This is a genomic window from Nocardioides sp. NPDC006303, from assembly GCF_040613175.1.
Lineage (GTDB): Bacteria > Actinomycetota > Actinomycetes > Propionibacteriales > Nocardioidaceae > Nocardioides.
The window spans coordinates 57,990-75,635 of record NZ_JBEXRR010000024.1 but is presented as its reverse complement, the minus strand read 5'-3'; the positions used below and the strand labels follow the sequence as shown (position 1 = coordinate 75,635).

12 protein-coding genes and 3 tRNA genes are annotated in these 17,646 nt (G+C 69.5%); 10 read left to right on the top strand and 5 right to left on the bottom strand.

What is annotated here, in order from left to right:
• Window positions 1–44 precede the first annotated feature (44 nt).
• On the top strand, window positions 45–1,562 hold the full coding sequence (gene purF / locus ABZY89_RS18605; protein WP_350661121.1) for an amidophosphoribosyltransferase: 1,518 nt from the start codon (window positions 45–47) through the stop codon (window positions 1,560–1,562).
• Between the two features lie 14 nt (window positions 1,563–1,576).
• On the top strand, window positions 1,577–2,638 hold the full coding sequence (gene purM, locus ABZY89_RS18600; protein WP_355229550.1) for a phosphoribosylformylglycinamidine cyclo-ligase: 1,062 nt from the start codon (window positions 1,577–1,579) through the stop codon (window positions 2,636–2,638).
• Between the two features lie 108 nt (window positions 2,639–2,746).
• On the opposite strand, the gene ABZY89_RS18595 is transcribed toward purM, so the two are convergent.
• Window positions 2,747–4,879: a PhoX family phosphatase gene (locus ABZY89_RS18595; RefSeq protein WP_355229548.1), complete on the bottom strand. Its 2,133-nt coding sequence runs from the start codon at window positions 4,877–4,879 to the stop codon at window positions 2,747–2,749.
• Window positions 4,880–5,167: 288 nt separating this feature from the next.
• Here ABZY89_RS18595 and ABZY89_RS18590 point away from each other — a divergent pair, with 288 nt between their 5' ends.
• Window positions 5,168–5,359, top strand: a complete 192-nt coding sequence (locus ABZY89_RS18590; RefSeq protein WP_160026710.1) for a DUF3073 family protein — start codon at window positions 5,168–5,170, stop codon at window positions 5,357–5,359.
• Window positions 5,360–5,401: 42 nt separating this feature from the next.
• Here the strand turns inward: ABZY89_RS18590 and ABZY89_RS18585 are convergent, their stop codons facing one another.
• The 3 genes from ABZY89_RS18585 to ABZY89_RS18575 form a co-directional block, all read right to left on the bottom strand.
• On the bottom strand, window positions 5,402–6,703 hold the full coding sequence (locus ABZY89_RS18585) for a hypothetical protein (protein ID WP_355229546.1): 1,302 nt from the start codon (window positions 6,701–6,703) through the stop codon (window positions 5,402–5,404).
• Window positions 6,704–6,736: 33 nt separating this feature from the next.
• Entirely contained in the window at window positions 6,737–10,168 is a 3,432-nt protein-coding gene (locus tag ABZY89_RS18580) for a hypothetical protein (protein ID WP_355229545.1), read from the bottom strand.
• Between the two features lie 125 nt (window positions 10,169–10,293).
• Window positions 10,294–10,367 (bottom strand) — tRNA-Phe (locus ABZY89_RS18575).
• A 115-nt stretch (window positions 10,368–10,482) separates the two neighbouring features.
• Between ABZY89_RS18575 and ABZY89_RS18570 the strand changes: the two genes are divergently transcribed.
• From ABZY89_RS18570 to ABZY89_RS18545, 6 genes are all read left to right on the top strand, one after another.
• Window positions 10,483–10,555, top strand: a tRNA-Glu gene (locus tag ABZY89_RS18570).
• A 108-nt stretch (window positions 10,556–10,663) separates the two neighbouring features.
• Entirely contained in the window at window positions 10,664–11,797 is a 1,134-nt protein-coding gene (locus ABZY89_RS18565) for a DUF5931 domain-containing protein (protein ID WP_355229543.1), read from the top strand.
• Between the two features lie 76 nt (window positions 11,798–11,873).
• Window positions 11,874–12,515, top strand: coding sequence for a response regulator transcription factor (locus ABZY89_RS18560; RefSeq protein WP_355229542.1), 642 nt, complete (start codon window positions 11,874–11,876; stop codon window positions 12,513–12,515).
• Between the two features lie 34 nt (window positions 12,516–12,549).
• Window positions 12,550–14,361: a hypothetical protein gene (locus ABZY89_RS18555; protein ID WP_355229540.1), complete on the top strand. Its 1,812-nt coding sequence runs from the start codon at window positions 12,550–12,552 to the stop codon at window positions 14,359–14,361.
• 77 nt (window positions 14,362–14,438) lie between these two features.
• Window positions 14,439–14,512 (top strand) — tRNA-Asp (locus tag ABZY89_RS18550).
• Between the two features lie 519 nt (window positions 14,513–15,031).
• The gene (locus ABZY89_RS18545; RefSeq protein WP_355019591.1) at window positions 15,032–15,766 is read left to right on the top strand and encodes a hypothetical protein; all 735 of its coding nucleotides are present in this window, start codon (window positions 15,032–15,034) and stop codon (window positions 15,764–15,766) included.
• Window positions 15,767–15,951: 185 nt separating this feature from the next.
• On the opposite strand, the gene ABZY89_RS18540 is transcribed toward ABZY89_RS18545, so the two are convergent.
• The gene (locus tag ABZY89_RS18540) at window positions 15,952–16,998 is read right to left on the bottom strand and encodes a hypothetical protein (RefSeq protein WP_355229539.1); all 1,047 of its coding nucleotides are present in this window, start codon (window positions 16,996–16,998) and stop codon (window positions 15,952–15,954) included.
• A gap of 282 nt (window positions 16,999–17,280) precedes the next feature.
• Here ABZY89_RS18540 and ABZY89_RS18535 point away from each other — a divergent pair, with 282 nt between their 5' ends.
• Window positions 17,281–17,628 (top strand): WhiB family transcriptional regulator, encoded by a 348-nt coding sequence (locus ABZY89_RS18535; protein ID WP_355229537.1) that lies wholly within the window; start codon window positions 17,281–17,283, stop codon window positions 17,626–17,628.
• The last annotated feature ends 18 nt before the right edge of the window (window positions 17,629–17,646 follow it).

The window sequence follows — 17,646 nt, the reverse complement described above, 5'->3', positions numbered from 1 at the left end:
TTACACTCGATGCCGTGGTCAACCTCACCAGCTCAGGTAGGCACGTGTCCCGACGCAAGGGTGGCGACGGCCGGCTCACCGCCGCCCTCGACCCCCACGACCAGGGTCCCCAGGACCACTGCGGTGTCTTCGGTGTGTGGGCGCCGGGCGAGGACGTCGCGAAGCTGACGTACTTCGGCCTGTACGCGCTGCAGCACCGTGGCCAGGAGTCGGCGGGTATCGCGGTCAGCAACGGACGCCAGATCCTGGTCTACAAGGACATGGGCCTGGTCAGCCAGGTCTTCGACGAGCCGACCCTGGAGTCGCTCAAGGGCCACGTCGCCATCGGCCACGCCCGCTACTCCACCACCGGCGCCTCGGTGTGGGAGAACGCGCAGCCGATCTTCAAGCCGACGCCGGACGGCTCCGTCGCCCTCGGCCACAACGGCAACCTGATCAACGTCGCCGAGATGCGCTCGGCCGTCGAGGCGCTGCCCGAGCACTCCGAGGGCCGCCACGCCCCGGTGTCGACCAACGACACCTCGCTGCTCACCGAGCTGCTCGCCTTCCACCCCGACTCCTCGCTGGAGGCGCGTGCGCTGGAGGTGCTGCCGACGATCAACGGCGCCTTCTCGCTGGTGTGGATGAACGAGGACACCCTGTTCGCCGCGCGTGACCCGCAGGGCATCCGCCCGCTGGTGCTCGGCCGCCTCGACCGCGGCTGGGTGATCGCGTCGGAGGACGCCGCGCTGGCCACCGTCGGCGCGAGCGTCGTCCGCGAGGTCGAGCCCGGCGAGATGATCATCATCGACGAGTCCGGTCTGCGCTCGGTGCGGTTCGCCGAGGCCGACCGCAAGGGCTGCGTCTTCGAGTACGTCTACCTGGCCCGCCCCGACGCCAACATCGCCGGCCGCAACGTCCACGAGTCCCGCGTCGAGATGGGCCGCGAGCTGGCACGCGAGTTCCCGGTCGACGCCGACCTGGTCATCCCGGTGCCCGAGTCCGGTATCCCCGCCGCGACCGGCTACGCGCTGGAGAGCGGCCTGCCCTTCGGCCAGGCGTTCGTGAAGAACGGCTACGTGGGGCGTACCTTCATCCAGCCCTCCCAGACCCTGCGCCAGCTCGGCATCCGGCTCAAGCTGAACGTGCTCGAGCACATGGTGCGCGGCAAGAAGGTCGTCGTGGTCGACGACTCGATCGTGCGCGGCAACACCCAGCGCGCCCAGGTGCGGATGCTGCGTGAGGCAGGCGCCCTGGAGGTCCACGTGCGGATCTCGTCGCCGCCCGTCAAGTGGCCGTGCTTCTACGGCATCGACTTCGCCACCCGCGCCGAGCTGATCGCCAACGGTCTCTCCGTCGACGAGATCGCCGCCTCGGTCGGTGCGGACTCGCTCGGATACATCTCCCTCGACGGGATGATCTCGGCGACCCGCCAGGAGCGCACCTCGCTCTGCACCGCCTGCTTCACCGGCGAATACCCCGTAGAGCTGCCCGACGAGAGCATGCTCGGCAAGCACCTCCTCGAGGTCTCGCTGCAGTCCCCGACCGAGGGCAAGGCCCTGCCGGTCCTGAACAACCCGTGATCGGAGATCTTGACGTGACTCAGAGCCAGAACGCGTACGCCGCAGCAGGTGTCGACATCCACGCCGGCGACCGCGCCGTGGATCTGATGAAGGTCTGGATCGAGAAGTCCCGGCGCCCCGAGGTGCTCGGCGGGGTCGGTGGCTTCGCCGGTCTCTTCGACGCGAGTGCCCTGAAGGCGTACGAGCGCCCGCTGCTGGCCACCTCGACCGACGGTGTCGGCACCAAGGTCGCGATCGCGCAGGCGCTGGACAAGCACGACACGATCGGGTTCGACCTGGTCGGCATGGTCGTCGACGACCTGGTCGTCTGCGGCGCCGAGCCGCTGTTCATGACCGACTACATCGCCACCGGAAAGGTCGTCCCGGAGCGGGTCGCGGCGATCGTCAAGGGAATCGCGGAGGCCTGTGTCGAGGCCGGCTGCGCGCTGGTCGGCGGCGAGACCGCGGAGCACCCGGGGCTGCTCGCGGCCGACGAGTACGACGTGGCCGGCGCGGCCACAGGCGTCGTCGAGGCCGACAACCTGCTCGGTGCGAACCTGGTCAAGGAAGGCGACGTCGTCCTCGCCATGGAGGCCTCCGGCCTGCACTCCAACGGCTACTCCCTGGTCCGCCACGTGCTGCTCAACTCCGGCGCCTACACGCTCGACGCGCAGGTCGCCGAGTTCGGCCGTACGCTCGGCGAGGAGCTCCTCACCCCGACCCGCGTCTACGCCAAGGCGTGCCTGGACCTGGCCCGCGGGACCCGCACCCACGCCATGTCCCACGTCACCGGGGGCGGCCTCGCCGCCAACCTGGAGCGGGTCATGCCGCCGGAGCTCTCCGCGCGCATCGACCGCACCACCTGGACCCCGGCGCCCGTCTTCGACCTCGTCCGTCGCACCGGCTCCGTGGCGCTGGAGGATCTGGAGATGACCCTCAACTGCGGCGTCGGCATGGTCGCGCTGATCGACCCCGAGGACGTCGACGAGGCCGTACGCATCCTCGCCGGCTACGACATCCGCGCCTGGGCCGCCGGTGAGGTCACCGCCACCCCCGGCGGCAAGGTCGAGCTCAGCGGGGCGTACGCGGGCTGGTGAGCTTGTAGGAATACCCGGTTAACCGGGTATTCCTGCACTTCTCTGGCATTGCAACACCTGAGAAGTGCAGGTTTCACCGGTTAACCGGGTATCCCGTCACGAGGACGATCAGCCCTTGAGCACCTGCACGACAGACGGCCGCGGGCCGGCGAACTCGCCCACACCGGCGGTGCCCTCGACGTAGTCGGGGAAGAGGGAGTTCGGCGCGTCCCAGGTGCCTTCCTCGCCCGGGTGCTGGACGGCGACGAAGACCGACCCGTCGCGGTCGTGGATGACCGGGCCGCAGGTCTCGGCGTCGCGAGGCACCGCGAGGAACTGCTGGACGTGGCCGCGCTCGCGACCCTCCAGCGGGACCTTGAACAGCCCGTCGAGCTTCTGGATCGAGCTCGGCTGGCCGTCGGTGGAGATCCACAGATTGCCCTCGGAGTCGAAGGCCAGGTTGTCCGGGCAGGAGATCGGCGAGACCTTGTCCTTCGGGTAGCCCGCGAAGTACGTGGACGCGTTGGTGGACGGGTCGCCGGCGACGATCACGAGGTTCCACCGGAAGACGCGCGAGGTGTGGTCGCCGTCGTCCTCGGTGATCTCGATGACGTGGCCGTCGCGGTTGGTGTTGCGCGGGTTGGCCTCGTCCACACCGGCCTTGCCGGTGGTGCCGCGCTGGGAGTTGTTGGTGCAGGCGACGTACACCTTGCCGGACTTGGGCGAGGGCTCGACGTCCTCGCAGCGGTCCATCTTGGTGGCGCCGGCCTTGTCAGCGGCCAGGCGCGTGTGGACGAGGACCTCCTCGACGCTCATCCCGGAGACCTTGCTGCGGCCGTTGACCACGAGCGGGATCCACTGGCCGTAGCCGTCGAACTTGCCGTCGCTGGGCAGCTTGCCGGTGCCATCGATCTCGGTGGCGGGGGAGTCGCCGTGGAAGCGGGCCACGTAGAGGTTGCCCTCGGTGAGGAGCTCGAGGTTGTTGCGACGGTTTCGCTTGCCGTAGCGCCCCTTGGAGACGAACTTGTAGAGGTAGTCGAAGCGCTCGTCGTCGCCGGTGTAGGCCACCACGTGACCGTTGTCGGCGATGACGACGTTCGCGCCCTCGTGCTTGAGGCGGCCGAGCATGGTGTGCTTGCGCGGGGTCGAGGTCGGGTCGGTCGGGTCGATCTCGACGATGTAGCCGAACCGGTTCGGCTCGTTGGCGTAGTCGGCCGAGCGCGCGTCGAAGCGCGGCTCGATGGCCTCCCAGCCGTACGTCGAGGCAGCATCGGTCAGGCCGTAGCGCTTCTCCGCCGCCGAGGTGCCGGTGGCCCGGAAGTAGCCGTTGAAGTTCTCCTCGCCCGACAGGATCGTGCCCCAGGGCGTGGTGCCGCCGGCGCAGTTGCCGATCGTGCCCAGCGCCACGGTGCCGGTCGGGTCGGCCGCGGTCTTGAGCAGGTCGCTGCCGGCCGCGGGGCCGGTGAACTCGAACGGCGTCGAGGCCGTGATGCGGCGGTTCTTCGGGGCCGACGGTACGTAGTTCCACTTCTTGCCCGGCGCGGAGCGCTCGAGCTCGACGATCCCGAAGCCGTGGGCGGCCATCGCGATCTCGAGCTGCTCGGTGGCGTCGAGGTCCGGCGGGAACATGATGTCGGGGTTGACGTACTCGTGGTTGCAGCAGAGCAGGCCCTTGGTGCCGGCCTTGTTGGTCACGATGACGTCGGTGTAGTCGTTGTTGTAGCCCCAGGCGAGCGCCTGCTTCTCGGCGGTCTGGCTGTTGACGTCGAAGGGAACGCCGCCGGGCAGGATCGGGTCGCCCCAGCGGATGATCGGCTCCCAGGTGTAGCCCTGGGGCACCACGAAGGTGTCCTCGGTGGCCGCGACGGGGGTGATCGCCTTGAACGGCAGGTTCGTACGCCCACCGTGGCCGCGCCCGGCGGCGAGACCCGCCTGGACGGGGCTGGCGGCGGCCGCCAGACCGCTGCTGCCGACCGCGAGGGCAACCGCGCCCGCGCCGGCGAGACCGAGCGCGTGGCGGCGGCTGAGCGCCTTGCCGGCGATGTCGCGGAAGTAGCCGTTGTCGGAGGTGTTGGGCGCGGGCTTGGCGCAAGCGCTGTCGCACTTGAGGGCGCAGGTCACCGCGCTGCGCTTGCCGCGGGTGTGTCCGGCCATGGGAAGCAGGGACAACATGGAGCGCCGGCCGTCGGTGACGGCGGGCGCAGCCTCGTCGCTGCACGAGGGACAGGCGGTGTCGGTCTGGATGTCGCTCAGTTCGGTCACTGCATTTCCGTTCAAGACGCGTTGTTGTCAGGTCTCCCAAGAATCGGAAGGGAGGCTATGCGCGGCGAGACAACCGCCCGACCCCTCAATCTGTCGTCAGGGTGAACGGCGAATGACGAGTCGTCAGGCTCAGATTCGTGTGACCTCAGTAACATTCGCTCCTAGCGAACGGATTTTCGACACCCCGGCGTGCGGATTCTTGGCATGAACCGGTAGCGTTATCCCTACGAGAAACCTGTGAACAGCCCGGGACTATCCCGGCCAAGTGCGACGAGGGGGCTGGACCCTATGGGGCGCGGCCGAGCGAAAGCCAAGCAGACGAAGGTCGCACGCGACCTGAAGTACCGGACCTATGAGACGGACTTCGGGGCCCTTGCGCGCGAACTTCACGGTGATGAAGACACCAGTCAGAAGTCCGATCCGAAGCCGGACGACTACGACGACTGGTCGGACTACGACGCGGGATCCTCGCGCGACTAGGGTCTGTCGGCCAACGGCGGCAACGTCGTGGTCGACATCCCCTCAGACTGATCGGCTGATCACAACCTCCCCGTGAGTGCCGTAGCCGGGTAGCCGGCCGCCGTGAGGCGTGCCGTCGAAGGCGACGTGCAACCACTCGTCCCCCACCGGGATCAGAGTGGGCCACGGAAGGTTCGTGACGTACGCCGATCGGAGTTCTGCGACCTCGTTGAGGTCCAGGTCGAAGATCGGGTAGCGAGCACGGACGCGACGCGGGTTGTCGCGTCCGTCGCTGGCGCCGACGACGACTGTGCCGCCCAGCGGGACAAGCGTGGTGCCCTCGGTGGCTGTCCGGTCGGTTCGTGCTGCCCGGAGGCTGAGCGCGTCCAGGCTCGGTCCGCTGGCGAGCACCGTATGGAAGTCGAAGTACTTCCTGGCGCTGACGTAGCCGACCAGCCACTCGTCGTCGCGGCATAGGACATGGGGATCCCAGACGCCGACCGACATGAGCCCGTCCGTCGGCAGCGCGAGCGGTGTCGAGTCGAGGACGTGCTCGCCTCGGGTCAGGTCCGCTCGTGAGCGGGCGATCGTGACCCCGACCGGGCTCCACGGCTTGCTGGGGTCGGTCTTGTCCGGGGCCTTGAAACCACCCCACGTGCTCGTCGTGACCAGCCACTCGTCGCCGTCGCGCACGACGTGGGTGGCGTGGTCGCCGTAGACCAGCCCGTCCCGGTCGAAGTAGAGCGCGCCGCGATGGACGAGGTCGTACGTCACCGGGTCCAGGGCCCACACCGACGTGTGCGCCGTGGGGAAGAAGCCCGGCCCGGCGCTGGTGGCGGTGAGCAGCAGGGTGCCGTCGTCCTCGCGGAACGGCGAGCCGTCGGCGTACGTCACCACCCGGATGTCACGCAGGCCGAGCTGTCCGAACGCGCCGCTGCGTACGTCCTCGGCGGAGCCCTCGTGGCCGGCGCTCAGGCCGGCGAGCCATGACTCGTCACGCGGTTCGATCCCCACCTCGGTGAGATCGACCCGCGCTCGGGCCACCCAGGCTGCGTCCTCATAGGTCAGGGCGGTCAGCATCGTCCCGGTCAGCGTCAGCGCGAACCGGCCGACCCCGCGTCCGACCCTGCCGTGTCGCCGACTCGCGTGAGAGGTACGTCGCGACCCGGTCGTCACCTCGAGCGACACCCGCCGCCCGTCGTAGAACCCGGTGAGCACGTCCCCACCCGAGGTGAAGCTCAGCGAGACCGGGCCGTCACAGGCTGCCTCGATCGCCGCGTTGGCCGCGGGCCGGGGGAAGGTGGTGGACTCGACCGCGATCGTGACGGGGCGCTGGCGACGTACGATCTTGAATTCGGGGAACATCGGCTCCAGTCTTCCGGGCGCGTGGGCACTGCCCTAACGCAGCCCCCGGACATAGGCGGTGGCTCGGCGCAGGTCGTGGAGCCGCGCCTCCCAGGTGATGCCGAGGAAGAGCAGCAGGAGTCCGGCCGCACCGAGCACCCACCACTGCTGCAGCGTCTGCGCCGACGGCATCTGCGCCAGAGCCAGGACCGAAGCGACCAGGGCGCCACCGACCAGCGGTGCTGCCCACCGCAGCCAGGCGCCGCCGAGGATGAAGACCAGGCAGGCGATGCCGAGCAGGGCGGTCCGCATCGAGACCGGATCCTGGAGGGCTGCCGGGACGGACGGGATGAGCGCGAGGAAGACACCCGGCCCGAGAACCGGCAGAGAGGCGACCTCCCGGTCGAGGCGGAGCTTGACCACGCCGTAGACGACCAGTGCGATCGCGGGCGGCAGGGTGTAGTACTCCCAGGTCGTGGCCGAGGTGTCGGCCAGCCGGATCCACAGCGCGATGGTGGCCAGGCTGGCGCCGGCCCAACCCAGCCAGCGTCGCTCGTGGTGGGCGATCGCGTGCGCGGAGACCGCGGCGCCGGCGAGGGTCAACAGGATGCTCAGCCAGGGGAGATCGACTCCGCGCGATCCGACCGCGGTCGGCCCGTCCGGGGTCAGGACGATCTCGGGGCCGAGGGTGACCGTGCCGACGACGATCGTGACGACCGCGGCGACCGCGGCGGTGATCTCGGCGGAGGGCAGCAGCCGGAAGATGGTGACGACGGTCAGGATGACGATGATCCCGGCCGCGGCGTACGGCTTGGGGATGTCGTTGAGGTTGGCGAACATCCAGCAGAACGCGGTCAGGGTGATGATCCAGTAGGGCGCGGTGACGGCCTTGGTCTGCAGCTCTTGGGTGAGCCGGTCGACGGCAACCGCCGCGACGGTGAGCACCCCGGCCACCACCAGTGCCAGCAGCTCGTTGGTGAAGGCGGCGCCGAGCGATCCCAGGCCGAGCAGACCGGCGACCGTGAGCCGTGGTCCGGACTGCTGCGGCTCGTGGCGCAGGATCGTCGCGATGCACATGACACCGGCGATCAGCAGCAGGATCGCCAGCCAGTCGGTATCGAGGCCCTCGGCCCCGCTGAAGGCGCCCAGGCCGATCGACACCGCGGCACCGGTGGCGGCCGCGGCCTCGATGGCGGGGCTGCGGCGTACGAGCACGATGACGCCCATCGCGACGACGACCACCACAGCGGTGTAGGGACGCTCGATGTCGGCCAGCCGGGCCGCCTGCCAGACGGCGGCGGTCAGGGCGAGGATCCAATAGGCGGTCGCGACCTCCCGGGTCGTGCCGGACTGGACCCGGTCGACGATGAGGCCCAGGGCCGTGAGGATGAGGGTCACAACCAGCGCGAGTACGTCGTTGGAGAGGACCGCTGCCGTGGCCGCGCCGAGCCCGACGGTGCCTGCCACGGCCAGTGCGGGAGGCTGGCGGTGGTGCAGGCCGATGGCCGCGGCGAGGATGGTGGCGATGGTCAGCAGGACCGCCGCCCAGGTCACGTCGACGGCGCCGATGCCGATCGAGATCGCGGCGCAGGCCACGGCCGCCCACCAACCCGACCCGCGGAAGCGGAAGAGCGTGATCAGCCCGAGGACCGTCACGATCACGCACGCGGCCCACTGCCGCTCCACGTCGATCAGCGGCGCGAGCGACCACAGACCGAGGGCGAGCGTCGTGACCGAGTAGCTGGCGGCGACCTCACGGTCGACGCCGAGCAGACCCTGACCCGCGTACGCAGCCACCGCCGCCAGCGCGAGCGCGACGACCACGGTGAGCAGGTCGCTGGGCAGCGCCGCGGCGAGGGCGACCAGCCCGAAGATGCCGGCGGCGAGGAGCCGCGGCCAGCGCTCCGCCCACCAGGCCAGGGCGACCGCGACACCGAGCAGCAGCAGCGCCGGGAACAACAGCGGAGCGCCGTAGCAGGCGGCCGTGATCGCGAACCCGGTGACGCCGCCGGAGAAGGTGATCCAGCCGACCGTGGGTCGGTAGGTGCGGAAAGCGGGCGGGTTGGATCGGTAGAGCCAGGCGGTGCCGAGGGCAAGGATCGCGAGCATCGACGGCAGCGTCAGCCAGCCCGGCAGCAACGGCTCCGGGCCGGTGACCGGGGAGAACGCGGACTCGGTCCAGGGCACGGCCGCGAGCCGGACGGCGGCCGAGACCGCCAGGATGAGGACGGTGATGCCCAGGCCCACGGCGTACGGCGTCAGCGCGGTGGCGGCCCAGCGCCAGGGCCGGGGGAGCGCGACGAGCGCGCCGGCGGCGACCAGGGTGACCACCACGGCCACGACCGTCAGGGTGACCGCACCGTCATCGAGAGCGGGCTGGGTGAAAGTGTAGGCGGCGATCAGGAGAGACACCCCGACCATCGCGACCTTCGCGTCCTTGGGCAGTGGGAACAGCAGCGCCACGACCGTCAGCACCGCGGCGGCGCCGAGCAGCAGGGGCAGGGTGCCGCCTCGCAGCAGCTCGGAACCGGTCAGGGCGGGATCGGCCAGGCCGCGGACGAGCAGCATCAACCAGAAGCCCGCCATCACGACCATCGAGCCGAGGGTCAGCGCCTGCAGGTCGGTCTTGCTCGCCACGATCACCACGAGGAGGGCGATGACGGCTGCGATCAGCGGGAACCAGATCAGGTCGGAGATGAGCTCGAGCCCGATCAGGGCGGTGAGTACGCCGGCAGCTGCCGCCACCTGTGGCCCGATCACCGCGGTGAGCTTCTCGCTGCGTGCGCCGATCAGGGACATCGCGAGGCCGGCCAGGAAGACGACCACGCCGACGATGACCAGGAAGCCACGGTCCCAGTCGACTCCGTCGAGCCAACCGGCGTACTTCATCCCGGCTATGTCGAGGGCGAGCAGTCCCAGCGCGAGTGTCCAGACGCCTTCGGTGCCGGCGCGGAGCTCGAGGTGCATCAGCACCGCGCCACCGATCGTGAAGAGCGCGGTGAAGACGACCAGCATCGTGGTGCGGCCGCCGACGCCCATCGTCGCCCAGGCGACCGCGAGGAAGATGACGCCCGCGACCAGCAGGAAGAGCACGCCGACGCCGACCAGGATCAGCGGCACCGTGATCGGCGCCCGCCGGGCGACCGGGGCGCCGGGGAAGGGCGCCGGTCCGGCCATGGCAGTCGCGGCTGGGGCCGGGTCCGCGAGCGGTGTGGCGTCGGGCTCGGGCTGGATATGCTGCGGCGGCGCCGCGGGCGGCGCGCCGACCAGCAGTGGAGCGGGCGGCGGGGTCCGGCGCGCGGCTCGGCTCGCCTCCTCCCGGATCGAGCGCAACCGCGTCATGAGTACGTCGGCCCGCAGCAGGGTGCCGTAGAGCTCTTGCGCGACGGCGTTCTCCAGCGGCAGCCCGCAGTGCGGGCAGGGGCTGGTGCCGGGCTCGAAAGCCTCCCGGCAGTCGGGGCAGCGACCAGGATCGGCGTACTTCACAGCCCACCATCCTTGCGTAGATCCGCCGAAGCGCGTGCGGGAAACGCAGGGTGTGCGCTGAGACTTGATCCAGAATGACAACCGGCTTCGACCCATAACTGCAGGTCGAAGCCGGTTGTTGCTTGTGGGCAGGGGCGGGGTCGAACCGCCGACCTATCACTTTTCAGGCGATCGCTCGTACCAACTGAGCTACCTGCCCAAGCGAGGTGAAACATTACCGGAAGCGACCGCGACGTTCCGAATCGGGACCCGAAACCGGACGTACGGCCTCGCTTTGGCGGCCTCGGACGCAGACCTCTAGGATGTCCCGGCAGGCCCCCTTCGTCTAGCGGCCCAGGACCCCGCCCTTTCACGGCGGTAGCGCCGGTTCGAATCCGGTAGGGGGTACACAGTCTTTCCATGTCTCGAGTCTCGCGGCGCGACAGCCCGGCCGGCATCCGCACGGATACTCATATCCGGGACGCACCGGGTCACGCGGATGCAACACTTCCGACTGTGAGTGCGTGGACGTCGCCAGCGGCGATCGAGGTCGAGAGCCGGCTCTTCCGGGCGCTGGCGGTGTTGCGCGTGGTCGTGCTCATCAACGCGGTCGGGCTGACCATCTACCGCGCCGCCAACTTCGACCCGCCCGCCGCCGCGCTGGTCTGCGCGCTCGTCATGGTGGGGTGGACCGCCTTCGCCATCTGGGCGTACGCAGCACCCGCCCGCCGCACGGCGGTGCTCGTCGGCGCCGACCTGGCGATCGCGCTCGGGCTCCTGCTCGTGACCCCGCTGGTGAAGGGGCCGGGGTTCCAGGCGAGCGTGCCGGGGTTCTGGGTGAGCGGCGCGCTGCTCGCGTGCGCGATCCACTACCGCTGGATCGGCGGGCTGCTGGCCGGGGTGGCGCTGGCGACCGTCGACCTGATGCTGCGGCAGGAGATCGACCAGTCGATCTACGGAAACGCGTTCCTGCTGGTCATCGGGGGCCCAGTGGTCGGCTACATGTGCGAGTCGGTGCAGCGGATGGCGCTGGAACGGGACGAGGCCGAGCGCGCCGCGGCGCGGGCGGAGGAGCGGGCACGGCTCGCCCGGGCGGTCCACGACGGCGTGCTCCAGGTCCTGGCGCTGGTCCAGCGCCGCGGTGGCGAGCTGGGTGGTGACGCCGCCGAGCTCGGCAGGCTGGCGGGGGAGCAGGAGCGGGAGCTGCGGGCGCTGATCCGCGGCGAACAGCCCGGCCGGGGCCCGGCCGTCGGGATGGTCGACCTGGCCGCCGCTCTCGCCGAGCTCGAGACCGGCACCGTGACGGTCTCCGGACCCGCGACCGCCGTCGAGATGTCTGCACGCCCGGCCGAGGAGATCGTCGCGGCGACCCGCGCGGCCCTGGACAACGTACGCCGTCACGTGGGTGAGGACGCCCGTGCCTGGGTGCTCCTGCAGGCGTTCCCCGACCATGTCGAGGTCTCGGTGCGTGACGACGGACCGGGCATCGCGGACGGCCGGGTCATCGAGGCCGGGGAGCAGGGCAGGCTCGGCATCAGCGAGTCGATCCGTGGCCGGATCGAGGACCTCGGCGGCAAGGCAGAACTGGTCACCGGAGCAACCGGGACGGAGTGGGAGCTCACTGTTCCCCGGACAGGAGTGCAGGCATGAGCGAGCGACAGCGAGCGACAATCGGCCTCAGGCCGCCGCGTCCGTATTCTTCGCTCTCCGGAACGGAGGCGGCGGCATGAGCAGAGTGATGGTGGTCGATGACCACCCGATGTGGCGTGACGCGGTCGAGCGCGACCTGATCGGCGCGGGCTTCGAGGTGGTGGCCACCGCCAGCACCGGCCGTGAGGCGATCACGCGGTTCGCCGCGGCCCGGCCGGAGGTGGTGGTGCTCGACCTGCACATCCCCGAGCCCGACGGTGTCCAGGTCACCACCGAGATCATCGCTCTGCACCCGATGGCCAAGGTCCTCATCCTGTCCGCCTCCGGCGAGCAGAACGACGTGCTCGCCGCGGTCAAGGCCGGCGCGACCGGCTACCTGGTCAAGTCCGCCTCCCGCGACGAGCTCCTGGAGGCCGTACGCCGCGTCGCCGCCGGCGACCCGGTCTTCACCCCCGGCCTCGCCGGTCTGGTCCTGGGCGAGTTCCAGCACAGCGCTGCCACCGAGGTGCGCGGCGACAAGCCCGCGCTCACCGACCGCGAGACCGAGATCCTCAAGCTCGTCGCCAAGGGGCTGAGCTACCGCCAGATCGCCGACCGCCTCGTGCTCTCCCATCGCACGGTCCAGAACCACGTACAGAACACCTTGCGCAAGCTCCAGATGCACAACCGGGTCGAGCTCACCCGCTACGCCATCGAGCAGGGCCTGGACGCCGACTGACCCCCTCGTCCAAATAGGCGGAGCAGTACCCGGCATGGGAGAGAATCGAGAGGTGGTCTCGCTTCTCTACCTTCACGGCGTCGGCAACGGCGACCCCCGCGACGCCTGGCGCCGCGCGCTGGACAACGCGCTGCAGGATGCCGGCTACCCGGGGCTCGACGAGGTCGAGGTGATCGCTCCGAAATATCCCGACGTGCTCCGCACCGACGACGGCGACAAGACCATCAAGATCCCGCCGGTCACCGCGCCGAGGTTGAGCGCCGCCGACCAGCGGGACGTACGCCGCCGGGTGGAGCGCGCGACCGCCGAGCTCGAGTCGATCCTCGGCGAACCCGTGCCCGCCTCGCCGGTCGGCGTCACCGACTCGCTGGCGCCGATCGTGCTGCGCGTGCTCCGCCAGGCCCACAACTACGTGACCAAGCCCGGCATCCGGGCACGTACGCTGCGGATGGTCCTCGACGAGCTCCCCGAGGAGGGCGAGATCGTCATCGTCGGCCACAGTCTCGGCTCGATCATCGCGATCGACCTGCTGCGCAGGCTCCCGCCCAAGCTGACGGTCACCGGGCTGGTGACGATCGGCAGCCCGGCCGCCCACCCGAACCTCCACGAGGACTCCGACCGCCTCGAGATGAAGGCGCCGGTCGACCACGTCGGCTGGTGGGTCAACGTCTGGAGCAACGGCGACGCGGTGACCGGCCTGCGCGGCATCTGGCGCCACTTCCCGTGGGCGCTCGACCTCCAGGTCGGCCTCGGCCTCGACCACCGCACCACCACCTACCTCCGGTCCAAGCCGGTCGCCACCGCGATCGGGCGCGGCCTGTTCGGCTCCCTCACCAAGGAGCTCGCGATCGTCGAGGGCACCCCCGACGTCGCCCTGAACTCGCTCGAAGTCCGCCTGGCCCTGTGGCTCGCCTACGCCCAGTTCCTGCGCGACCACCTCAAGGGCGCCACCCAGGAGCGCTTCGGCGCCGCCCTGCGCGTCGTCCAGCACGAGGTCCTGGAACGGCTGATCGAGAACTACCGGACCGACGGCGTACGCATCCCCCAACAGCTCCTCGACCTGCGCGTCTCGCCCGACACTCCCAGCGACCGAGACCTGCCGCGGCCCAAGCCGCTGACCCAGCTCTCCAAGGAGGAGGCCGTCCTCGCCCTGGTGGCGCTGGCGACCGCCAACCCGGTGCGGCCCTATGAGATCGACGTCCCGGACGACGTACGCCGCCAGGCATTCCACGACCTGACGGTCTGGATGGGGCTCGGGGGCGGGCTCGGCGAGAACCTGCACATCGCGATGCAGTCCGCCTCGAAGGCCGTCTACCCGGTCGACCAGTGGAAGCTGTGGGTCGGCATCGGGATCGGCGCGGCCGTGCTGGTCGCTGGTCCGATCGGGCTCGCCCTGGCCGCCCCCGCCGGGCTCGCCGGGGGAGCGGCCATCATCGGCGCGCTCTCCGCCTTCGGTCCCGGCGGGATGGTCGGCGGACTCGTCACCGCCGGTGCGATCACCACCACCGGCGCCGGCACCATCGCCGCCACCCTCGTCTCCAGCTCGTCCACCGCCGAGGACGTCGAGGTCACCGTCATCCAGCTCCTCACCGCTGCGATCCTGCGCTCCCGCGAGGGTCTCGAGCAGGACCTCGGGGTGTGGCTCGCGATGTCCGAGATCCAGCGTCAGACCGGGCGTGAGGTCGCCCGGCTCGCGGCCTACAGCGACGAGAAGGCCCCCGGTGTCGAGGCCCTCCGGCGCAAGGCCCGCGCGGCCGAACGAGCCATGGCCTACATGGTCAAGAACCGGCTCGTGGAGGGCCTCACCGACGAGGAACCGAAGGGCGAAGAGCCCTTCGAGGAGTAGGACCCCTCCCCGATTGTGAATCCCCCTCACCCATGGGCTATGTTTTTCCCGTTGCCGCACACAGCGGAAACAAACAAGGCCCTGTAGCGCAGTTGGTTAGCGCGCCGCCCTGTCACGGCGGAGGTCGCGAGTTCAAGTCTCGTCAGGGTCGCGGAACGAATCAGAGAGGACGTGGTCGCAGAAATGCGACCACGTCCTCTTCGTTATTTACATGGCGGCCTCCGGCCGCGGCGGGGGATATCCCCCGCACCCCCTTAGATTTCTCGGGGGATCGTTCGCTCTGGTGCGGTCGTGCGCGTTGTCGCGGTTAGAGGCTGTCGAGACCGCTTTGCGCTCTGGTAGGTGTGGCTGAAGGGTCTTGTTTCTTCGCGTGTGACTTGTGGGTCGGGTGTTGTTCCCGGAGCGGGGGACACGCCGGGGTGTGGCGAGCGCGGGAGACGTCGAGCGTGGGAGGGTGGTCGTCCTGCTTCGGCAGGAGTCTCGGGCCAGAGATCCCTCGATCTCACCCCCGGTTCGGGCCGTTCGTCCCTGTGGGATATAAGCCGATTTGGCGGTAACGTGCGGGCTGCTGTCCTCTCGTGAGAGGATTCTGCCGCTTGTGTCGACGTCGCAATTCGGCAGGGCACGGGGGAACGACTAAGACGTTCGGTATTCAGGAGGCAACACCACCATGTCGTCGTACTACCCGCATCGGCCGCCCCATGCGGCGAGTGCGGACGAGCTTGCGTCACGGATGCAGACGAACGGTGCCTACCGCACCCCGGCCGCCCCCGCGCAGCAGCAGCCCCCCGCCCTTGGTTGGGACCAGCGTCCGCAGCAGTCCCAGGCCCAGCCGCAGTACCAGGAGCCGGCGATCCAGCAGCCGGCCGTGATGGCGCAGACCACCGGAACGCACTGGCCGCAGTTCGTCAACAACAACCGCCTCATCGGCGCGCTCGTTGCCGGCTTCGGTGCCACCCAGCTCGCCACGATGTTCGGCTACTGGATCTACGGCCTCGGCATCATGGAGGGCCCGCTGGACTTCGCGTTCTTCAACGGCGTCATCCTGACCCCGAACGCCACCGCCAACGAGGCCGGCTTCGCCGTCTCGCAGTGGTTCGCCGGTATGGGCTTCCACTACTTCAACGGCATGGTCTTCGCGCTCGCCTACGCTCTGGTGATCTTCCCGTGGCTCGGCAAGACCCACACCACCTCGAGCAACCTCGCGCGCTCGCTCGGCATGGGTATGTTCCTCGCCACCGCTTCCTGCGGTTGGTGGATCCCGGCCCTGCACCCGGAGGATGTCATCGGCATCGACCCGGGCTTCTTCTCGATCAACCTCGGGTGGGGCACCGTCCTGGGTGTCTACCTGTGGCACCTCGTCTGGGCGGTCGCGCTCGGCCTGTTCTTCAACCCGCAGGACTGACGCGACCAGCCGACTCCACGACGAAGGAGTGGAGTCGGCGCGGGAGCGGCAGATCGAGCAGCGGCGCGGCTGAGCTTGCGAAGCCGCGACCCGCGTGTCGAGATCTCAGCAATAAAGACGGAGCCCCAGCCACGTGGCTGGGGCTCTCGTCGTATGTAGAAGCAGATCTCGTACGCCGCGGCGGACTACTCGGGCCAGGCGTCGAAGACCTGGCCACCGTTGGTGGTCAGGTGGTTGTGCAGCTGCTCGCCGGCAGCGGCGTCGCGCAGCGTACGAAGCACGAGGCGGCGCCGGTCGGACGGGTTGGCCGTCGGCGGTCCCGGGGTCAGCGCCATGGTCTCGGTGACCCGGTCGGCCAGCAGCCGCAGGTGGCTGCGCTCGCCACCGGCGTAGATGACGTGGGTGTGCTCCAGCGGGGAGGCCCACAGGATGTTGCCCTCGACGACGATCAGCCGTGACTCGGTGGCCATCACCTTCATCTCGACGTCGGTCATGTTCTGGATCATGTCGGCTCCGGCGAGGATCGACTCGCCCTCGTGCAGGAAGGCGGGCAGCGCGTGGGCGAGGTTGGCCTCGATCAGCGCGGCCTCCTCGCGGGCACGCTGCTGGGCTCCCTGCTGTCCGACGTACGGGCCGTTGCCGACGGTGCGCTGGGCACCCGTGTTCGGCGCCTGGCCGTAGGAGCCGGTGTTGGTGCCGTACGGACCCTGGTTGGGGTAGTAGGAGCCGGTGTTCGGGTAGGAGCCCGGGTTCGGGTAGGAGCCCGGAGCCGGCGCGACGCCGTAGCTGTTCGGGGAGGGCTGACCGTAGGGGTTCCCGGTGCCGTACTCGCCACCCCAGCTGGCGTCGACGTTCACCTGCGCGCCGGCGGCTCGCGCGGCGTAGTCGAGGGTCGGGAAGAAGTCGTGGAAGGCGTCCTTGTCCCGGATCTTCATCGTCGTGGAGTAGGACGATCCGGGGACCAGCGCCTCGATGATGAAGTCGCCCAGGCTGGGCGGCGGCGGAACGCCGATGAAGGTGAGGACGGCCAGGTTGACGGAGAAGACGCGCTCGTGGAACTCGAACATCACCCGGCGGTCGGTCAGGAAGGCGTGACCCGAGGCGTTTCCCTCGTGGGGAAACTTGACCGCGACCCGGGCCCACTGGACCTCACCGGGCTGCAGCAGAGACTTCACCAGGAGCCAGTCGCGGGTCTCCGAGGCGATGGCTCGACTGTTGGGATCATGCGCCATCCGTCGGTGGAAATCCTCCACGGGTCGGTGGCCTACGGTGATGGACGCCGAGGCCCTTCTCATTGAGCGCATGTTCGCAAACCCTAGCCCTTCCTCCCTCTAGTGTGGACAGTTTGTACCAGCAGGGTCGCGATGTTGTGGAATCCCCTGATGTAGATGACATCTCAACTCTGCGCGACCGCTCCAAGCACCTGCCTATTGACAGAAAACTGACAGGCCATCCGACCACCCTCTTCAGTGGGTATCCCTGACGACGGGGATCAGCGAGGGGATGGGGCTGTGATGACTGGTTCGCCTGTGGCGACGGCAAGAGAGACGACCGGCGTGCACTGGAGCGAGCTGCCGTGCGCCATCGAGGACGGCGATCTGTGGTTCGCCGCGACCAGCGTGGACGCGGACCGCGCCAAGGAGCTGTGTCATACGTGTCCGCTGCAGCGCTCCTGCCTGCAGGGTGCGATCGCCCGGCAGGAGCCGCACGGCGTCTGGGGAGGCGAGGTCTTCTACGAGGGAATCGTCGTCGCTCGCAAGCGCACCCGCGGTCGTCCGCGCAACGGAGAGCTCCATCAGCGGGACCTGGAGCGCCAGGCTCGCGCAAACCTTCGGAAAAATACTTCGGAAGCAGTTGCGTAGCGGTAACTGTCACCCGGC

Bases quoted from the DNA above. Each gene is read 5' to 3' on its own strand.
- ABZY89_RS18590 (WP_160026710.1), top strand. From the start codon at position 5,168: ATGGGGCGCGGCCGAGCGAAAGCCAAGCAGACGAAGGTCGCACGCGAC.
- ABZY89_RS18535 (WP_355229537.1), top strand. From the start codon at position 17,281: ATGACTGGTTCGCCTGTGGCGACGGCAAGAGAGACGACCGGCGTGCAC.
- ABZY89_RS18555 (WP_355229540.1), top strand. From the start codon at position 12,550: ATGGGAGAGAATCGAGAGGTGGTCTCGCTTCTCTACCTTCACGGCGTC.
- ABZY89_RS18560 (WP_355229542.1), top strand. From the start codon at position 11,874: ATGAGCAGAGTGATGGTGGTCGATGACCACCCGATGTGGCGTGACGCG.
- ABZY89_RS18540 (WP_355229539.1), bottom strand. From the start codon at position 16,998: ATGGCGCATGATCCCAACAGTCGAGCCATCGCCTCGGAGACCCGCGAC.
- ABZY89_RS18585 (WP_355229546.1), bottom strand. From the start codon at position 6,703: ATGTTCCCCGAATTCAAGATCGTACGTCGCCAGCGCCCCGTCACGATC.
- ABZY89_RS18545 (WP_355019591.1), top strand. From the start codon at position 15,032: ATGTCGTCGTACTACCCGCATCGGCCGCCCCATGCGGCGAGTGCGGAC.